At 44.9% G+C, this 18,197-nt stretch carries 14 protein-coding genes and 1 tRNA gene; 7 read left to right on the top strand and 8 right to left on the bottom strand.

The window, feature by feature from the left end; translation table 11 throughout:
* Window positions 1–51 precede the first annotated feature (51 nt).
* From NL644_RS07930 to NL644_RS07940, 3 genes are read right to left on the bottom strand one after another with little or no spacing between them, the layout of a single operon-like run.
* Window positions 52–759 (bottom strand): SDR family oxidoreductase, encoded by a 708-nt coding sequence (locus NL644_RS07930; protein WP_161444970.1) that lies wholly within the window; start codon window positions 757–759, stop codon window positions 52–54.
* Window positions 759–2,303 (bottom strand): cryptochrome/photolyase family protein, encoded by a 1,545-nt coding sequence (locus tag NL644_RS07935; RefSeq protein WP_253658271.1) that lies wholly within the window; start codon window positions 2,301–2,303, stop codon window positions 759–761. Before NL644_RS07935 ends, NL644_RS07930 begins: the two co-directional genes overlap by 1 nt.
* A 3-nt stretch (window positions 2,304–2,306) precedes the next feature.
* Window positions 2,307–3,641 (bottom strand): DASH family cryptochrome, encoded by a 1,335-nt coding sequence (locus NL644_RS07940; protein ID WP_253658272.1) that lies wholly within the window; start codon window positions 3,639–3,641, stop codon window positions 2,307–2,309.
* Between the two features lie 366 nt (window positions 3,642–4,007).
* Between NL644_RS07940 and NL644_RS07945 the strand changes: the two genes are divergently transcribed.
* Window positions 4,008–5,021: a GGDEF domain-containing protein gene (locus tag NL644_RS07945; protein WP_005393654.1), complete on the top strand. Its 1,014-nt coding sequence runs from the start codon at window positions 4,008–4,010 to the stop codon at window positions 5,019–5,021.
* Window positions 5,022–5,125: 104 nt separating this feature from the next.
* Here NL644_RS07945 and NL644_RS07950 read toward each other — a convergent pair whose 3' ends face one another.
* Window positions 5,126–5,704, bottom strand: a complete 579-nt coding sequence (locus NL644_RS07950) for a malate synthase (protein WP_005393653.1) — start codon at window positions 5,702–5,704, stop codon at window positions 5,126–5,128.
* Between the two features lie 176 nt (window positions 5,705–5,880).
* Here NL644_RS07950 and NL644_RS07955 point away from each other — a divergent pair, with 176 nt between their 5' ends.
* On the top strand, window positions 5,881–7,437 hold the full coding sequence (locus NL644_RS07955) for a DUF3612 domain-containing protein (RefSeq protein ID WP_253658273.1): 1,557 nt from the start codon (window positions 5,881–5,883) through the stop codon (window positions 7,435–7,437).
* A 388-nt stretch (window positions 7,438–7,825) separates the two neighbouring features.
* On the opposite strand, the gene NL644_RS07960 is transcribed toward NL644_RS07955, so the two are convergent.
* On the bottom strand, window positions 7,826–9,181 hold the full coding sequence (locus NL644_RS07960) for a diguanylate cyclase (protein WP_253658274.1): 1,356 nt from the start codon (window positions 9,179–9,181) through the stop codon (window positions 7,826–7,828).
* Window positions 9,182–9,312: 131 nt separating this feature from the next.
* On the opposite strand from NL644_RS07960, the gene NL644_RS07965 reads away from it, so the two are divergent.
* Together NL644_RS07965 and NL644_RS07970 are read left to right on the top strand one after the other, a co-directional pair.
* On the top strand, window positions 9,313–9,918 hold the full coding sequence (locus NL644_RS07965; RefSeq protein WP_253658309.1) for an alpha-ketoglutarate-dependent dioxygenase AlkB: 606 nt from the start codon (window positions 9,313–9,315) through the stop codon (window positions 9,916–9,918).
* A 69-nt stretch (window positions 9,919–9,987) separates the two neighbouring features.
* A complete protein-coding gene (locus NL644_RS07970) occupies window positions 9,988–11,076 on the top strand; it encodes a DUF3541 domain-containing protein (RefSeq protein WP_253658275.1) in 1,089 nt (362 codons plus the stop codon).
* Window positions 11,077–11,131: 55 nt separating this feature from the next.
* Here NL644_RS07970 and NL644_RS07975 read toward each other — a convergent pair whose 3' ends face one another.
* Window positions 11,132–12,340: a NupC/NupG family nucleoside CNT transporter gene (locus tag NL644_RS07975; RefSeq protein ID WP_005393641.1), complete on the bottom strand. Its 1,209-nt coding sequence runs from the start codon at window positions 12,338–12,340 to the stop codon at window positions 11,132–11,134.
* A gap of 562 nt (window positions 12,341–12,902) precedes the next feature.
* Between NL644_RS07975 and NL644_RS07980 the strand changes: the two genes are divergently transcribed.
* Both NL644_RS07980 and NL644_RS07985 read left to right on the top strand, forming a co-directional pair.
* A tRNA-Leu gene (locus tag NL644_RS07980) sits at window positions 12,903–12,986 on the top strand.
* A gap of 32 nt (window positions 12,987–13,018) precedes the next feature.
* A complete protein-coding gene (locus tag NL644_RS07985; RefSeq protein WP_005374167.1) occupies window positions 13,019–13,630 on the top strand; it encodes a DUF2913 family protein in 612 nt (203 codons plus the stop codon).
* 73 nt (window positions 13,631–13,703) lie between these two features.
* Here the strand turns inward: NL644_RS07985 and NL644_RS07990 are convergent, their stop codons facing one another.
* Together NL644_RS07990 and NL644_RS07995 are read right to left on the bottom strand one after the other, a co-directional pair.
* Window positions 13,704–15,104 (bottom strand): tryptophanase, encoded by a 1,401-nt coding sequence (locus tag NL644_RS07990; protein ID WP_253658276.1) that lies wholly within the window; start codon window positions 15,102–15,104, stop codon window positions 13,704–13,706.
* Between the two features lie 299 nt (window positions 15,105–15,403).
* The gene (locus tag NL644_RS07995; protein ID WP_253658277.1) at window positions 15,404–16,648 is read right to left on the bottom strand and encodes an NADH:ubiquinone reductase (Na(+)-transporting) subunit B; all 1,245 of its coding nucleotides are present in this window, start codon (window positions 16,646–16,648) and stop codon (window positions 15,404–15,406) included.
* A 160-nt stretch (window positions 16,649–16,808) separates the two neighbouring features.
* On the opposite strand from NL644_RS07995, the gene NL644_RS08000 reads away from it, so the two are divergent.
* Window positions 16,809–18,197, top strand: coding sequence for a cytochrome ubiquinol oxidase subunit I (locus NL644_RS08000; protein ID WP_017635517.1), 1,389 nt, complete (start codon window positions 16,809–16,811; stop codon window positions 18,195–18,197).

An 18,197-nucleotide genomic window follows, 5' to 3' on the forward strand; every position in this document is an offset into this window, starting at 1 on the left:
GCACTGCTAGCCTTATTTTCCAAGGTAACGTGGCTCAGACCAAGCAGCGCTTCACCAAGGTAACAAGGCACCATCATAAGCCCAAAATGCCCCGCTATCCTGCGGGGTTGCTTTGTCAATCAATCCCCATAAGTCTCGCGCGACACGCTCTGGGCTAAACAGCTTTCCTTCAGGTACATTCGCTTGAAAAGGTGCCGACAAAGCCGTATCTGTTGTGCCTGGGTGAAGAGCGAGTACAGTCCCGTGTTTGACCATTCTCCGCCATTCAATCGACATGGTTTTGAGGAACATATTTAACGCGGCTTTCGATGCACGATAGCTGTACCAACCGCCTAAGTGATTATCACTAATACTGCCAACTTTGGCCGAAATGGTCGCAAACTTAGGGTTGGCACTGCGTTTTAACTTGGGCGTGAAGTATTTCGCCAACAGTAAACTCGGCAAAGTATTAACCAAGATGGTTTGCTGAAAAAAGTCTGCGTCGAGCGAGCTAAGATTCTTCTCAGGACCTTTATCTTGGGTGTGCAACATACCAACGCAGTTCACCAACCAATCAACATGTTCAATCTGCTCACTGAGTGCTTTCACCTGCTCGTCCTGCGATACATCCACTTGATGCCAAAATACATTTGGGTGTTGCCAATCTGGTTGGTGATTACGATAAGTGGCATGCACGCGAGCTTGGGGAAAGCGAACTAGCGCTTGTTGAACCATCGCCAATCCAATGCCGCCATTTCCACCAACGATCAGTATGTCCATTACAAGCTCTCCAAGTTTTCCATATAGTGCTCTGCGGTATCTAATATCGCTTGGCGTTGCTGCTCTTCCATATTGTCCCAAGATCGGAAAATCATCCCTATACGTGGATTCGTTGCTAAGCGTTTGTCGTGTTTGTTCATAAAGCGCCAATACAAGCTGTTAAACGGACACGATCCTTCCCCGCTCCTAGCCTTATTGTCGTAGTGGCAACCCTTACAGTAGTCGCTCATTTTGTTGATGTAAGAACCACTCGCCGCGTAAGGTTTGGTGCCAACAATGCCGCCATCCGCAAACAATGCCATGCCACGTGTGTTCGGCATTTCGACCCATTCAATCGCATCAACATAGATACCGAGATACCACTCATCCACTTGGTCTGGGTCGATCTCGGTTAATAAACAAAAGTTACCGGTTACCATCAAGCGCTGAATGTGGTGCGCGTAAGCGTAATCAAGAGACTGGCCAATCGCGTTGCGCATACAGGCCATTTTGGTTTCGCCGTTCCAGAAGAAGTCTGGCAGCTTTCTACTCGCTTCCAGTTCATTCTTTTTCGGGTAATGAGGCATGTTCGCCCAATAAACGCCTCTGATGTACTCTCGCCATCCCAAGATCTGACGAATAAAACCTTCTACTTGAGAAATGTCTATGTCGGCATTGGCATGAAATGCCTTAAGTGAAGCGTCAATCACCTCTCGCGGATTCAGCAGCTTGCTGTTCAGCGAGAACGAAATCCGGCTGTGATACAAGCTCCATTTAGCCTCGTGCTGACCTGTCATGGCGTCTTGAAAACGACCAAACAATGGCAAACAGACCTGACAAAAATGCGCGAGTAAAGACAAGCTTTGAGAGCGATTTACTGGCCAAAGTAAATCACCATTTAATTTACCTATGGTTTGAATGTTGTGCCGACCTAAGCGCTCGACAATATCACTGACGTCATGACTAAACATTAATGGCTTTGGCAGCTGTTCAATGTCTTTTGCTTTAAGTTTATTTCGGTTATTGGCGTCGTAGTTCCACTTTCCACCAATAGGCTTACCGTCTTGCATCAAAATGTTGAAACGCTTACGCATACGGCGATAAAAGTGCTCCATCATGATGTGTTTACCTTGGGGAAACTGCGATTCTATTTCCTCAAACGGTAACAAAAAGTGTTCCGAATCGACGCTGCGCATCACGACCCCATCAAGCTTTAGTTTGGCTAACTGCTCTAGTAAACGGTATTCGTCGGGACGTTGATATTCAAACTTACATGCACCAACTTCACTCACGTAGTGTTGTAAGACTTGCGCAAGATCCTCGAAAGATTGTGTGTCATCCAACGTAAGGTGCAAAACTTGATGCCCTTCTTCCTGCAGCTCGTTGGCAAAATTCGCCATCGCAGAGAAAAAAGCACACACCTTTTGAATGTGATGCGTAACGTAAGTATTTTCTTGTTTTAACTCAGCGACAAGGTAAAGCACCGAATCGTCTACACGTTGAAACCACGAATGCTCGCTATTAAGTTGGTCACCAAGAATGAGCCGAACCGTCTCGTAATGCATTGGTTATCTCCCGCTCTCTTTTTTTGGCGCAATCGGCCAATCCACCATATCGACACTATCAAGATGTACGCCCACGCATCTCCCCTGCCATTTGTCGATAAATGAAAAATCTGGATCATAAGTTTGTGTCTGCTTTTCTAGATTAAACTGACGTGAGCCATGTGGGTCAGCGCCAACACCAGCCAAATACTGCCAGTTGCCCCAATTAGAGCCGACATCGTAATCAATCAACTGAGTTTCAAAATAAGCAGCACCGTAGCGCCAGTCGAGTCCGAGTTCATGAACCAGACAACTCGCGACCAGTTGGCGCCCTCGGTTAGACATATAACCCGTTTTATTAAGCTGATGCATACATGCGTTAACGATTGGAAAAGGTGCCTCGCCTTTCTTCCACTGCTTAAAGCGTTGCGCATAAAAACTGGTCAGTGGTGGCTGGTTGGCGATACCGCCAAATCGAAACAACTTCTGTTGATACTTTCTCGCGTACCAATAAAAGTATTCCCGCCACAACAACTCGAAATAGATCCAATAGGTTGAATCATTTGCTCCGTTCTTCCGCTCATATTGTTTGAGCATGGCATAAATGATTGTAGGAGAGACGCAACCATGAGCTAACCAAGGTGAAAGTTTAGTTGAATACTCCACCCCATCAAGCCCATTGCGCGTCTGTTTATATTCGCTCGCTAAACTTGAAGCAAAATAGCGTCGACAATGTTCAAGACCGCTCAGTTCTCCGCCATCAAATGCTGGTTTCGTGTCAAAGTAATATGTCGTGGCGGTAGGAAAATTCATACCTGAAGGTTCTGGCGGTAAAGCATGAACGCTCTCGTAAGGTTGAGAGAGGTCTAAACCTTCGACCTGCTTTCTAAATTTCGTGAAGGTCGCAGGCAGTTGCCTTAATTCAAATGGCAACTGTTCTTCGCACAACAAAGTGCGGATCGCTTGCTGTTTGATGTTCACATGGGGAGTGCCTTCAATTGCACGCTCTAGAGCCTGTTGCTCATCCGAACCAGCAAACGCATCAGCATAAATATGAGTGATACCGAAATGACTGATGGCATATTTGATCGCTTGATAGGGCGTCAGTTCAACCGTCCATAATCGTTGCCCCAATTTAGCTAAAGATTGATTAAGTTCATTAAGCGATGCCTCGAGAAACTGCAATTTCGCACGCCCTAAAGAGGTCTCCTGCGCAAAATGCTGCAAGTAAGGTGTCACCGAGGGGCGACAATACAAACAAATTAACTCATCCATTTCTGCACAAGCGTCTATCAACAGCGGGTTGTCGTGCAAACGCAGGTCATTAGTGAACCAATACAGTCCTATTTTCTTATCCAAGTCGCACCCTCTTTTTGTAAACTCGTTTTTTGTAAACTCGGAGTCCCGCGTTCTTGTTGCAAATAGCCTAAGCGCTAAGTCTTTTATTCCACTCGTTGTTGTACGGGCAATAGAGCTTTACGATCATTAGGTTACTGACAATCTCACTAAACCAATTGGCTGGTCATCTTAGAGCCCTTAACACCAAAACATCGTTCGCGCATGTTTCATACTAAGATTTTATAAAATTAAAATTTGGCGATATTGATAACGGTCTTAATCACTCATTTTTTATATAAACCATGCAAAAATGATAAAAATTAAAGCGATATTGGTTAATATCCGTTAATCTAAGTCCAATTCCATTTTGCTAGTACCATCGCAGAAATGACCGACGAGTTTAAAAAATCGACCGCTAATTTGAAAAAAGCGGTCCCACTAATGATCAAAAATCATGTTGCTGCCACGCCAGCCAACTATGCGCTTTGGTATACCTACGTTGACAAGACCATTCCTGAACTCAACTTTGAGTTGGATACGGTGTTAGAAAACTACGGTATCTGCCCGCCTGCAACCAATAAACAGCTTTATAACAACTATGTTGCCAGTAAAGCAGAAACTAGCCTTGAAGATCTTAGAACCAATGTAGAAGTTCTGCTGCATGAAGTGTCCAGCTCGATGAGCGATACACTTTCAGATACTTCTTCCTTTTCTGAAATGGTAGACAAAAGTTTTAATAAGCTAGAAAAAGTTGAAGACAACAGCTTAAGTATTGAAGAAGTGATGGTGGTGATTCGTCAACTTGTCGCAGAGTCACACGAAATTCGTCACTCGACAAAGTTTTTGAATAGCCAATTAACTAATGCGAGTGAAGAAATTTCTCGCCTCAAAAATCAGCTGGCTGAAGTACAGCAAGACGCATTATTTGATGGTCTATCCAACCTTTACAACCGTCGAGCTTTTGATAAAGATCTGTCTTCGCTTATCGCATCAAATCAAGCAATGACCTTGATCATGCTTGATATAGACCATTTCAAGTCATTTAACGACAATTACGGCCACCTTTTCGGCGATACAGTACTAAAAGCCATTGCCCGTCGACTACAACAAAGCTGTCGAGATGGAATATGTGCGTATCGTTTTGGTGGTGAAGAGTTCGCTTTAATTGTGCCCAATAAATCTCTGCGAATTGCTCGCCAATATGCAGACACCCTACGCCGCATGATAGAAAAACTGCGCATCAGAGATAAGCGTTCTGGTACACAAGTTCACAGCATTACCGCTTCTTTTGGGGTAGCAGAATATGAGGTGGGTGATACGCCTGAAGCTCTGGTCAATAAAGCCGATAAGCAACTTTATGAGGCAAAACAACTCGGTCGTAACCGCGTGATGCCCATTTAAATCAACTTGTTATGTAAGCTTGGTTAACAGGACCGACTTTTTCGAAATAGAATAAAAACCCCGCACTATTGAGTGCGGGGTCTATTTATCTGGCGCTTCACATCTTAATCGACACTGTAGCAGTAGCTTAGAATATAGTCGTCACCGTTTTTCGCAGTGTATTCTTTATCTTCACTGCATGCCATCGGCTTACCTTTTTTGTCGCCTTTGATTAGGCTGATCCAGTGGCGCATCGCCGTCGGCGCATTGCCCGTTAGTTCAGGATTAAACGTAGTGCGTGTTTCCAGTTGAATGTCATCAATATCCATCAACTCCACACAACCAGTGCCTTTATGACAGCCAAATAGCACTTCTACGTGGTTACCTGAATCGTCTTTAAACAAGATCGATTTTGGATCTTCTTTCTCACCCGTATACGCCACAAAGTGTTTTGGGCTTTTCAGGCCGCTGTGTGTGCCGTCTTTGAAGTAAGCCAATACATGGCGGTAATCAATTACGTAACTTGATACATCTTGGTGCGACCCGTTCTCCAATGGGAACATGCGGTCTAGTAGTTGCTTCGCTTTTACTTGCTTCTCGCTCTGCTGCTCAGCACTTACCGCTTCGACGGCAAATACAGCTTCAGCGATAAATGGGCGTTGTTGTTGTTGCATCTCTTTTTTATCGAAGTTCAGCATATTCATCGTCATATCCTCGCACTTAAAAAAACTCGTCCTAGAGTAAAAACTTAATTCCTTCGTTTAAGTTTCAGGCAATTCTGTGAAGTTGATGGTTAATTTCCTTGCCTGCTTATTATGTAGACTAGCGAAATATTGACTACAATTTCACAACAAAAATTTTACAATGTGAATTTTACAAAATGTCTGTGTCAAAAAGCCTTATCCGTCAGTCCCATTTTCTAGGTACGAAAATTCGCAACCTAAGGAAAAACAACCATTTAACGATGGAGGATTTATCTGCACGCTGTGTAAGGATCAATCCTGAGTACGCACCGTCGGTATCTTACCTTTCGATGATAGAGCGCGGAAAACGCGTTCCGAGTATTGATATGCTCGAAGTAATCGCGGAAGTTTTTCAAAAAGATCCTACGTGGTTTTTAGATGATGAACCGGAATTAGAGGCCATTACCCCCAACAAAGGGAATCGTGGCGGTATCAACGGTATGGCATTGGAGCCAAGCTTTTTGTTCTCCAATGATATTCTCCAAATCGCGATTCCAGAGATGTTGTCTCAAACGGGTATTACTGGACGTCAATTCGCCCACTTGTTGATCCGTGCGCACCAAGAGAACCATCAAAACCATTTTCCTGATTTAGAACGCGCTGCCGAAGAGGTCGGCTTGAAACGCCTGAATCTATCGGTAGAAGATCTGATAGATATTGCGAAAAGCATGGGGTTGGATATTCGCTGGGTAGACCGAGCACCACAGGATGTGATTGATGAACTGGGCGTCAGCGCCAAACAGTTGATTACGTCTTTTATGGAGCCACCTGGTACCATTTATCTCAATAAACGAATGCGTGACTACCCAACCCGATTGAAATATGACTTGGCGGTATACATCGGCCATCGCGTGCTCCATAGCAGTGATGCAATGAATAACGTTTTATCTATTGGGCATCAAAACAACTGGGAGCAAATGGACAGCCCAGTTTCCAACTCTGAGCTCAACTCGCAAGATATCCTACAAGCTTGGCGCGATTTTGAGTCCAGCTTTTTTGCTGGTGCCCTGCTTTGCCCCAAAGTACCATTTCGTCAGTTGCTTGACCGTTCCGGTTACGAAATTGATGTTCACAAAAAGGCCGGCGTTTCTCCTTCCGTTGCGATGCGTCGTATGACCGTGGTTTCTCCGTACCCTCATTGGCACTACTTTGATGCCTATGGTCCGGGCAAGTTGAAAGCGGTATATCGTGGAAATGGCATCCCGCTTCCTTGGGGCAATATGCGCAAAGTGAACGATCCTTGCCAACACTGGGCCGTATTTAGACGTCTAGCCCAACCTTTGAATACCAGTTCAGCGCAAATTTCGATTTTGAATGTGGGCGACGAGCCACGTATTTACTGTTGTGAATCAGTCAACGTATTTGACCCTGCGGGGAACAACCGAGTGTTGTGCGCGGGGATAGATTTAAACCCTGCGATTTCTGCGCAAGGTGGTGATGCGGTTTCTATTGCGGAAGAGCTGAAGTCACTTTGTGTCGCTTCCGGCGGAAGTAGTGTAATTCCTCCCCACATCAAAAAAGACTTAACAACCATCGCTAAGATATTAAACATCAATTGGATAGAACGAGGTATTCAAACCCAAGCTAGGCTAATCTGCTCAAGAGGGGCCGTTTGTCCAAGGCAGCCTAGTTGTTACAGTAAGTGCGGAGAAGCCGATGAGACAGGTGACAACGTGAATATTATTGGTCTCTAGAAAGAAAAAACGCCAATCACAATAATCGTGATTGGCGGTATATACTTGTGAACAATGTGTATTCACTAACAACGTCAGTTGGCTAGGTGACCCTCGGCTTAATAAGGGTCACTCTAGATAAAGCACGATGCGTGCCAACTTTAAAAAGGCCGTTTTTTAATAGATCCAGATGCATATCGTTGCTTTATTGACCATAAATTTCGCAAACTGCATTTGCAAAATGCAACAACATGCAAATATGCCACTTCATGCACTGCTAATAATGACTCTCTCAGCAAAGAGTCTATTGACATGTAAAGTCATATATTCTTATACCCAAATGATGGTGAGATTTCGGATTCTCAACCTTACCACTGCTCCAAAGCCCTGATTGAAACTGGGCTCAGGTTCATCCGCCATGTTTTTGTTGATACATTCTCTCATCGGCTATTTTCATCATTTGCTCTGGAGATGACATGTCCGGATCAAATATCGCGTACCCAATGCTGGTTCTCAGGTAGATGAGCGCTTCATCGTAAATCACGGGCGTCGAACATAAAGCTAACCTGAGCTTTTGTAGCAGAGACTGAACATTTTCTTCCGTCCCAGGGTTATGAACGACAACTAAAAACTCATCCCCTCCCATTCGGGCCACAATATCTGATTTACGCAGAGAGCTTTTCACTCTTTCAGCCGTAGCGACTAAGACCTTGTCGCCTGCGTCATGACCATAGGTATCGTTAATATGTTTAAACCTATCCAGATCTATATTGATTAAGGCGAAGCTGTAACGCTTTTTGTAACGTTTCGCTATTTCAAACTGCTGCTTGTAAAACTTCATAAAATAGCGACGGTTTGGTAAGTGCGTCAGTTCATCATGCAGTGCTCTATCATCCGCAATGGTGTACAAGCGATAAATCGCAATAAGCGCGAGGCTCAGTGCAAAAACAATGGGATAACCGATAAGCCTTGCTAAATAAAGCTGATGCCAAGGAATTTGATGGTCGAGTTTGTCTCCGGAGAAAACCACCATACTCCATCCACCATAAGGAAAATGAACCATTTCTTTCGCGTATGGCTTTTTGGTTTCACTCAGTGCGCCAAAGAAAACGTCACCAAAAGCACCGCCACTGTCGTAACCACGAATCATCAAAGGATAGCGATAAGAGAAATCGATCACGCCAGTTTCTCGCATCAGAGCATCAAAATTAATCACCGCACTGATCACACCCCAATAATCTTGGTTCAACGGTGGATCAAGAAAAACCGGAACCCGCACGATCAAGCCTTTGCCGCCTTGAATCAAGTTGACAGGCCCTGCTATAAATATTTCTTGTATATCCTTAGCTTTTTGCACCTGTACCCACTGCTGTGGCACCGTTCGGTAATCGAGGCCGATTAAACGCTCATTACCTTGGCGTGGAAATATATGACTGATAACATCATTCTTCGCAATGCCAATGATCGTAATATGTTTGCTTTTGCTCAGGATGCGGTGAGCCGCAATGTTCAATTCGTCTTCTTGGTTTTTAGGCAGTAAAGTAATGAGTGTCGCCAAGGTACTGGCTTTATAGATATCCGCCATAAGTACCGCTTCCAAATTGGAACGGAGGGTGGAAAGTTGTTCTTTGGCCTCAACTTGAACTCGCTCTTGGTGAAGCTCTTGCTGATTTCGATGCAACAGCTCAATAACCCCAACGCATAAAGCGAAAAAACTGAGGAAGAACAATGCAAAATAGCATCGCTTTCTGGGTAAATAACGCATTTTCTCCCCACAACTCGTATATCGTTACGAGATTTTTATTTATTGTTAAAATTCTTATTATCACAAGAATAACCAATCCCAATCGGAAAGGTAACAGTGATTAAAATTTTTTATGTTTTAGGTATGAGATGATGCATCAACAAGGCGATTTATTTGGCGGTACTCAGTGGCAAGAAGTAGAAAGGGGTAAACTCTATTACGATCCTTACTTTCTTAGCCATCTAGAAGCGGATCACTACTTTGACCAACTTCTGAAAACACTGCCATGGCATCAAGAGCGCATTACCATGTTCGGCAAGTCAGTACTTCAACCTCGTTTACAAGCGTGGCATGGTGATGCAGCATATACTTACTCTGGCTTGACCATGCAGCCTCACCCTTGGACTCCTGAGTTAACTCAGCTCAAAGTGCGCTGTGAGACGATTGCGGATGTAGCCTTCAACTCTGTACTTGCCAACCTATACCGACACGGCCAAGATTCGATGGGCTGGCACCAAGACAATGAACCAGAGCTAGGTAGAAACCCGGTTATCGCCTCTTTGAATTTAGGTGAAACACGTCGATTTTTGCTCAGAAATTTACATTGTAAAACTGAGATTGAATATGAGCTTTCTCACGGCTCCTTACTGGTTATGGCTGGCGAGCTCCAACATCACTGGAAACACTGTGTACCAAAAACCGCGAAAACCAAAGGTGAACGTATCAATCTGACTTTTCGACAGATTTTTAACTATTGACTCAGCTTTTACATTCTTAATTAATATTGATGGTAGGTTTAGATTCAGGACTTCATAGGGAATGGATTTATGCGTATCAAACCTCTTAGCTTAGCGGTCTTACTATCTTGCTCACTTACCTTTGCTGTTCAGGCATCACAGGAAGAGATACCGCTCCTAAATAATGCTCAATCAGCACAGTTGATTCGTAGTACCTACGAGCAGGAACTGTTCACTTTACCTGCGTTTAAAGAGGGGCACTTTGGCTTACGCATGTACCGCCAGACGTTAGATGAGAAATATCACGCTGCCGTTTGGACCGACATGGCACAAGTAGCTAGCCGATTAAACCGATTTGCTAATGAAGTCGTTGAACCTGAAGACATTATTCTTTATTCATCACAAAGACTGACCGCGTATCAAGAGAAAGAAAGTGAGCGAGGGCAACGACGCTATACCGTCACTAAGCACCATCCTGAATATCTTTATCTTGGCGTGGATTTGCTTGGCGCAATGGCAAGAGCAAACGAATATGGTCTGAAACATAAGAAAGACAAAACGCTGAGAAAAATTATTAGGCGCTACGATTTCTCGCGTTACGTTACGGACAAAGAGATGATAGAAGCATGGGCAGCTCAGCTTGCAAACCAAGTCTACTGGCTTCGTCAGCTAGGCGAGCAAGATGTGGTTGAGGAATTCACTCAAACCTTCCGTAACACCTACCCCGACGATAAAGATAAGATGCTTTCAGCTCAGCAGTATTGGAACAAACTCTATGGGATGACGCACATCATCTTTGCCGATTCACAGTATTATCAGGAGCGAGTAAGCGAAAAGAAACACCAATGGATTTATGATTACTTTCGCAACAACATCGACACTATCCTACTGCGCGCCAAAGAAGACGTGATTGCAGAAGTCGGCATTTCGTTTTTGTTAGCAGGCTTGGATCACGATCCGGTCGTCGAGAAAACCCGCCAAGCTATTCGTCACGCAATCAACGCTGAAAAAGGGATGATTCCATCGGTCGATGGGAGTTTTGATCTCAAGTACGGCGAGCACCGTAATGTGCTAGCCATCATGCTGCTCGATTGGAAAGGGGTACATAAAGCGCCAACTTATCAAGAGCACCCTGACGCTTTTAAATCAATACCCTACGGCTTAATACCTAAGCCTTAGAAATAATAAAACCCGCCATTTAGGCGGGTTTTTTAGTGTGCATCTTCAATCTAAATTAGAGCGAGATGAAAATACCCGCTAAACACGCACTCATCAGGTTAGCGAGTGTGCCAGCAGCAACCGCTTTTAGGCCTAAACTTGCTACATCTTTGCGGCGCTCAGGTGCCATCACGCCGATAGAACCCAGCTGAATAGCAATTGAACCAATGTTTGCAAAGCCACACAACGCAAAAGTGATGATGACTTGAGTATGCTCAGACAGCGTCGCTTTGTGCTGTACAAAATCGATGAACGCAACAAACTCGTTCATCACAACTTTCTGACCAATGTATGAACCCGCAGCAAGAATTTCGTGGCTTGGCACACCAATCAACCACGCTAGAGGTGCAAACAAGTAACCAAAAATCGCTTGTAGCGTCACACCAGAGAAACCAAGTATGTCACCTAAGTTTTCTAGTCCCGTGTTCACCATCGCGATAACACTAACAAAAGCGATAAGCATAGTACCAACAGCAACGGCCACTTTCATACCGCCCATGGCACCGCTTGCTAGCGCATCAATAACGTTGCTTTCTTCTGATTTATCTAGCTCAATATCGTTGTAATCGCTTGGCGTTTGGCGTTCAGGAACAATGATTTTTGCCATCATCAAACTACCTGGAGCTGCCATAAAGCTTGCCGCAATCAAGTATTTTAGGTCGACACCTAAACCGGCATAACCACCAAGCACACTACCCGCCACTGAAGCCATACCACCAGCCATCACAGCAAACAGTTCAGAGCGAGTCATGTTCGAAAGAAATGGACGAATAAGAAGTGGGGACTCGCCTTGAGATAAGAAAATGTTACCTGTTGCAACCAGAGACTCTGCTTTACTCGTACCCAAGAACTTCTGGATAGCGCCGCCAATAAATTGAATCACTTTTTGCATGATGCCCAAGTAGTAAAGGGCGGAGATAAGAGCACTGAAGAAGATGATGATAGGAAGGACACGAATAGCGAAGATAAAGCCAGAAGAAGCGAGGTCACCAAAGAGGAATTTAATCCCCTCATCAGCAAAGCTGAGTAGCCCCGCGACACCATTACTTAAACTCGCCAGCGCCGCCTGACCTAACGGGAAATAAAGCACTAAGGCAGCAAATCCCATTTGTAGCATCAAGGCGCGAGATACGGTTTTCCAATTAATGGAAGAACGGCCCTCAGAAAGTAGGAAAGCACAACCTAGCAGTGCAACAATACCAAATAGACTAAATAGAACACTCATGAGCTGGACCTACTGAACGTTGAAAAAGAAAAAAGAGCCAAAGGAATTGGCAGAAGAAAGGGACAACGCAGCGAGTGATAACTCGCCTTCAGATCCAGAATGTAGACAGAACGAATAGTTCGACATCTTATTTTTACCTTATACAAGCAATTGAACGTAGCTGGTCCGGTCCGTGGGGTCATTCACTGCTGGCGAGCGTATTGCTTGGCCTGCTCCATGTGACGGCTTGTATGGGTAAGGGTCCTGAACAACTAAACCCTAATTCCCGCTTAAACGGGACGCAAGTATAGCCAACAAAAAGAGATATTCATCACATTTATTTACGCAAACGTTCAAGCGTTCAAAATTTAGGCAAAAACGTTCTTTTGTCGTCATACTGTTAATAAAAGTAAGGGCATAAGGACAGACTTTGATGGTAAAAAACGCAAAAGTGACCAATAAATACGCAATCAAACTCGAAAGATCCAAAATTCGTCATTTTGCTCTCGCCAACAGATGGATTTTGGTTATACAATTCGCGGTGCTTCTTTTCGAGGCCTCTGAGTATTCAGAGCATCATGATGCCGAGATGGTGAAATTGGTAGACACGCTAGCATGAGGTGCTAGTGCCTTTGGTGTGAGGGTTCGAGTCCCTCTCTCGGCACCATTATCCTTCTTCCCTAATTTTGTTCGAGTGTAATGCAAAGTTCTAAGCAGGCAAGACAGTCTACAGATGCTAACCAACTTCTGAGTGAGCTTGCGGTTCACGCTTTATTGCACCTTCACTTTAAAATTCACGCGTCCTCACATGGTCTCTCCCTTAAAGAGCGTAACGACTTACTGCAGAAATGGCTGAAGCCAAAACTGAAGAGTAATCGCTATAAGCTGATTAAAAAGCCGTTAAAGTCTTTGACTCAACAGGCAAAAGGCGAGAACGGAAATCTGGAAGCGTTACTCGAACGTTGCGTAGGTGCAGATAAACCAAGTAACCCTCAACCTGATCTAGATAGCTACTTGCTGTTGATTAACGAGATTGAGAAGAAGTTGGGGACTACCGTATTATTATCTCGACCGGAAGACGTCGACTTATCTCACGACCAACACGGCTGTTTGCTGTGTGTGCTTTCTGAGAACTTAAATCAGCACTTCGATGATAATAACGCCCTAATCGCTCCTATTTCGATGCTGTTCCGTGGACCCATGAGTCAACGCTCACTTTTCCTTGGCAGCATTTACGCCAGTGGTACATTCAATTATGAAGTGCAGTACCAGGACGATCAGTTCGTTCGCATCACATTAGAGTTGGCGTAACTGTAACGCGAAGAAACAAATCGAAAAGGCCGCGAAACTCGCGGCCTTTTGTTTTTCTATATTCAAACCTTAACTAATCGATTTCTTTAAACCGAGCAGTAAAGTGGCGCAGCACTGGTGGCTCATACTCGAAAGTGAGCCCTTTTAACTCATGTGCACGATTTTTCAGTTCGATAATCGCATCCGCAATGTAATCCATATGATCGTTTGTATAGACACGACGTGGAATGGTCAAACGCATCAACTCAAGCTCTGACGCTTTTTGTTTACCCGTTTCCGGATCTCGACCAAGCAGCAACGATCCTATCTCTACTGCTCGAATACCCGCCTCCAAGTACAAAGCATTACACAATACCTGCGCAGGGAACTGATCCGCTGGAATGTGTGGCAAAATCTTAGCGGCATCCACAAACACCGCGTGACCTCCCGTTGGGTATTGAATCGGAATACCGCCTTCACGTAAGCGTTCACCTAAGTATTGAACTTGGCTAATTCTATAGTGAAGAAAATCCTCATCCGCGGCTTCATACAAACCGCGAGCGAGCGCTTCCATATCACGCCCAGCCATACCGCCGTATGTTACAAATCCTTCCATGGGTACGCAGCGCGTCTGCACCGCCTGGAACAACTCCTTATGGTCACGAATACAACACATGCCACCAATGTTTACCATCGGGTCTTTCTTAGCTGACATGGTGAGCATATCGCCGTATTGATACATCTCGCGAATGATTTCCAGAATTGTTTTACCTTCGTACCCTTCTTCACGCTGCTTGATAAAGTAGGCGTTCTCACAGTAACGAGCCGAGTCAATCACCACCGGAATATCGTACTTGGTTGCGATTTCGTACACGCTGCGCATGTTTTCCATCGACACAGGCTGACCACCGGAGCTATTACAAGTAATCGTGGTGATAATCGCACAAATGTTATGTGAACCGTGCGCTTCAATTGTTGCCACCAGCTTATCGATATCAAAGTTGCCCTTCCAATCATAAGGCGTAGTGGTGTCGAATGCTTCTTCCGTTACCACGTTAATCGCTTTACCGCCATTGAGCTCGATGTGACCCGCGGTGGTATCAAAATGGTAGTTCGATATAAATACTGGCGTTTCACCACCACGAACCTGACGCATACGCTCAATCAAAGCTGGGAACAAAATTTGCTCGGCACCACGCCCTTGGTGCGCAGGTACGGTGAGCTTGTAACCAAAGAAGTGCTCTACTGCATCACACAGGTTGTAGTAATTTCGGCTACCCGCATAGGATTCATCCCCCATCATGATGCCAGCCCACTGATTATCACTCATGGCACCAGTGCCAGAGTCAGTCAGCAAATCGATATAAACATCATCACTACGAAGAAGAAATGGGTTATAACCCGCTTCTTTTAACGCGACTTCACGGTCTGCCAAAGTGGTCATTTTGATTGGCTCAACCATTTTGATACGGAAAGGTTCTGGAATACGTTTCATTGTTAATTTCCTTATACGCATTGCCCTACGCGCTATCACGTAAGACTAAAAAAACAAATAGATAAAATGCTTTTCAATGCGGTTGCATTGAGGAAATCAACGAGAAGAGATTTTACTAAGAAGAGACAAGCAGTAGTCTAGGTTGTACCAGAACGACAGCACCAAACGGCTATCGAGAATATCCTTTATTCTCATCGTCTTCGTCCTCCTGATAAAAATAAAAAGCCAGAAACCCCATGTTTCTGACCTTTTCAATATAGTGCAGTTTTCAATCAACTTTCAGTGAAGTCACCCTCATTTTAAGAAGGTCTCGCCCTTTTCATTCTGCGTTTGATATTACTTTCTTTGACTAAATAATCGAAAAGTGGCGCGAATAAGTTAGCAAATAGAATCGCTAACATGATGCCTTCTGGATAAGCCGGGTTCAGTACTCGGATAAAAATCGTCATCACGCCGATTAATAGTCCGTATGCCCATTTCCCGTTATTGGTAAAAGCTGCCGAGACAGGGTCTGTCGCCATGAAGAAGGTACCAAACGCAACCCCACCAATCACGAAGTGCCAGTAGAACGGCATGGAGAACATAGGGTTAGAGTCTGAACCGATCGCATTCAATAGTAATGAAGCTCCGATTAAACCGACCAACACGCCCGCAACAATTCTCCACGATGCAATCTTCATAAAGATGAGAACCAAGCCTGTTAGTGCGATCAACAACGTGGAGACTTCACCCATCGAGCCTGGTAAATTACCAACAAAAGCATCTCCCCATGAAATTGGTTGTCCTGTCATATTATTTATCAAAGCACTTTGCCCACCTTCATACCATTGGCTAAGTGGAGTAGCGCCAGAGTAACCATCAGCCGCGACCCACACAGCACCACCGGACATGTTGGCAGGATAGGCAAAGTATAAGAACGCGCGCCCTGCTAAAGCTGGATTTAGGAAGTTTCGTCCAGTACCACCGAAAATCTCCTTCGCCACAACAATACCGAAAGTGATACCTAAAGCAGCTTGCCACAGTGGAATTGTCGGAGGAAGGATCAGCGCAAAGAGTATAGAGCTGACAAAAAAACCTTCGTTCACCTCATGCTTTCGCACAATAGCAAACAGAACTTCCCAGAAACCACCAACGATAAACACCGTCGCATAAACCGGGAGAAAGTAAGTAGCACCAAGCCACATTTTACTTCCCCACCCCGCTTGTGAAACCGCATCTAACGAGCCCCATACCCAACTCAGTTGCCATGAAGAAGCCAGCGCTTGCTGAGCTGAGGCTTGATCCATTCCATACAACAAGGCATCACTCGCTTGCTGGCCTATGTTGTACATACCCCAGAACATGGCAGGGAAGACCGCCAGCCACACCATGATCATAATACGTTTTAAATCGATGCTATCTCGAACGTGAGTCATGCCTTGGTTTACGTTACCAGGCGTGTAAAAAATGGTTTCGACAGCTTCGAACAGTGGGTAGAACTTGTGATACTTCCCACCTGGACCAAACTTAGGTGTCGCTTTCTCAAAGTAATGTTTAAGGCTCATAACGCTCCTCCTTTATCTAAAAGATGGTACGCACATGTGTAAAAAGCGATCGTTTTTTAATCTCTTCGTCTTCCTTCTTCGTATTTCACCTTGTTCGCCACTCTTCTGTCTCCTCTTTAAATCCGGCGAACAGTTTTATTCAACGAAAAAGGGACCGCTCATGGACACACTCGCCATTGACCTAGCCAGATTCCAATTTGCCTTTACTGTCTCTTTCCACATTATTTTTCCAGCTTTTACGATTGGTTTGGCAAGTTATCTCGCTGTATTAGAGGGCTTGTACTTAAAAACGGGCAACAAACAGTACATGCAAATCTATAAGTACTGGCTCAAAATCTTTGCCATCAGTTTTGGTATGGGTGTGGTGAGTGGCATCGTGTTGAGCTATCAATTCGGTACTAACTGGAGCGTGTTTGCCGACAAAACAGGCCCAATCCTAGGCCCGCTAATGGGTTATGAAGTTTTTACTGCGTTTTTCCTCGAAGCGGGCTTTTTAGGCGTGATGCTTTTCGGTATGGATAAGGTAGGTAAGAAGCTTCACTTCGCCGCGACTTGTATTGTTGCATTCGGGACGTTTTTGTCTGCGTTTTGGATACTTTCGGTCAATAGTTGGATGCAAACACCAGCGGGCTATAGTATCAACGAAGCCGGACAGTTTATCCCAGAAGATTGGTGGGCGATTGTCTTCAACCCTTCCTTCCCTTATCGGCTCGTCCATATGTTGCTCGCGGCTTACCTCACTACCGCCTTTGTTGTAGCGGGCGTTGCCGCTTATCACTTACTAAAAGCAAACCATAATCCACTAGCCAGAATTATGTTCTCGATGGCAATGTGGATGGCAGCCATCGTGACGCCAATTCAAATCGTTGCTGGAGACATGCACGGCTTAAACACCCTTGAACATCAACCCGCCAAAGTTGCCGCGATGGAAGGGCACTATGAGTCTCACCAAGGCGCGCCATTGATTCTCTTCGGTATCCCTAACGATGAAGAAAAACGTATGGAATACGCACTGGAAATCCCCAAACTCGGTAGTTTGATTTTAACTCATGACCTCAACGGTGAAGTGAAGGGATTAGATGCTTTTCCAGAGGAGGAACACCCTCCTGTCTCTATCGTTTTCTGGTCTTTCCGAGTAATGGTCGCGCTTGGTTTTGGCATGCTTGTTATTGGTTTGTGGAGCCTATGGCTAAGAAAACGTCGCAAACTTTTTGATTCAAGGGCACTTCAACGTATTTGTGTCCTGTTTGCCCCAGCGGGGTTCATTGCAGTTTTAGCAGGCTGGATAACCACCGAAGTCGGTCGCCAGCCTTACACCGTGTACGGTCTTTTAACCACAGCCAATTCGGCATCGCCTATTGATGCCGCCGCGGTGAGCGTCTCCCTGACGGCGTTCATCGTGGTTTACTTTGTGGTTTTTGGAGCAGGCTTCTTCTATCTACTGCGTTTGATGCGCAAATCTCCAACTCGTTATGAAGAAGGCTTAGACAGCCGACTTCCTGATGGCACGAAAACCGATGCCATCACACATTCTAACCATCTAACCTAG

The organism is Vibrio sp. Y10_XG_PY6, from assembly GCF_024181795.1.
Classification (GTDB): Bacteria; Pseudomonadota; Gammaproteobacteria; order Enterobacterales; family Vibrionaceae; genus Vibrio; species Vibrio diabolicus.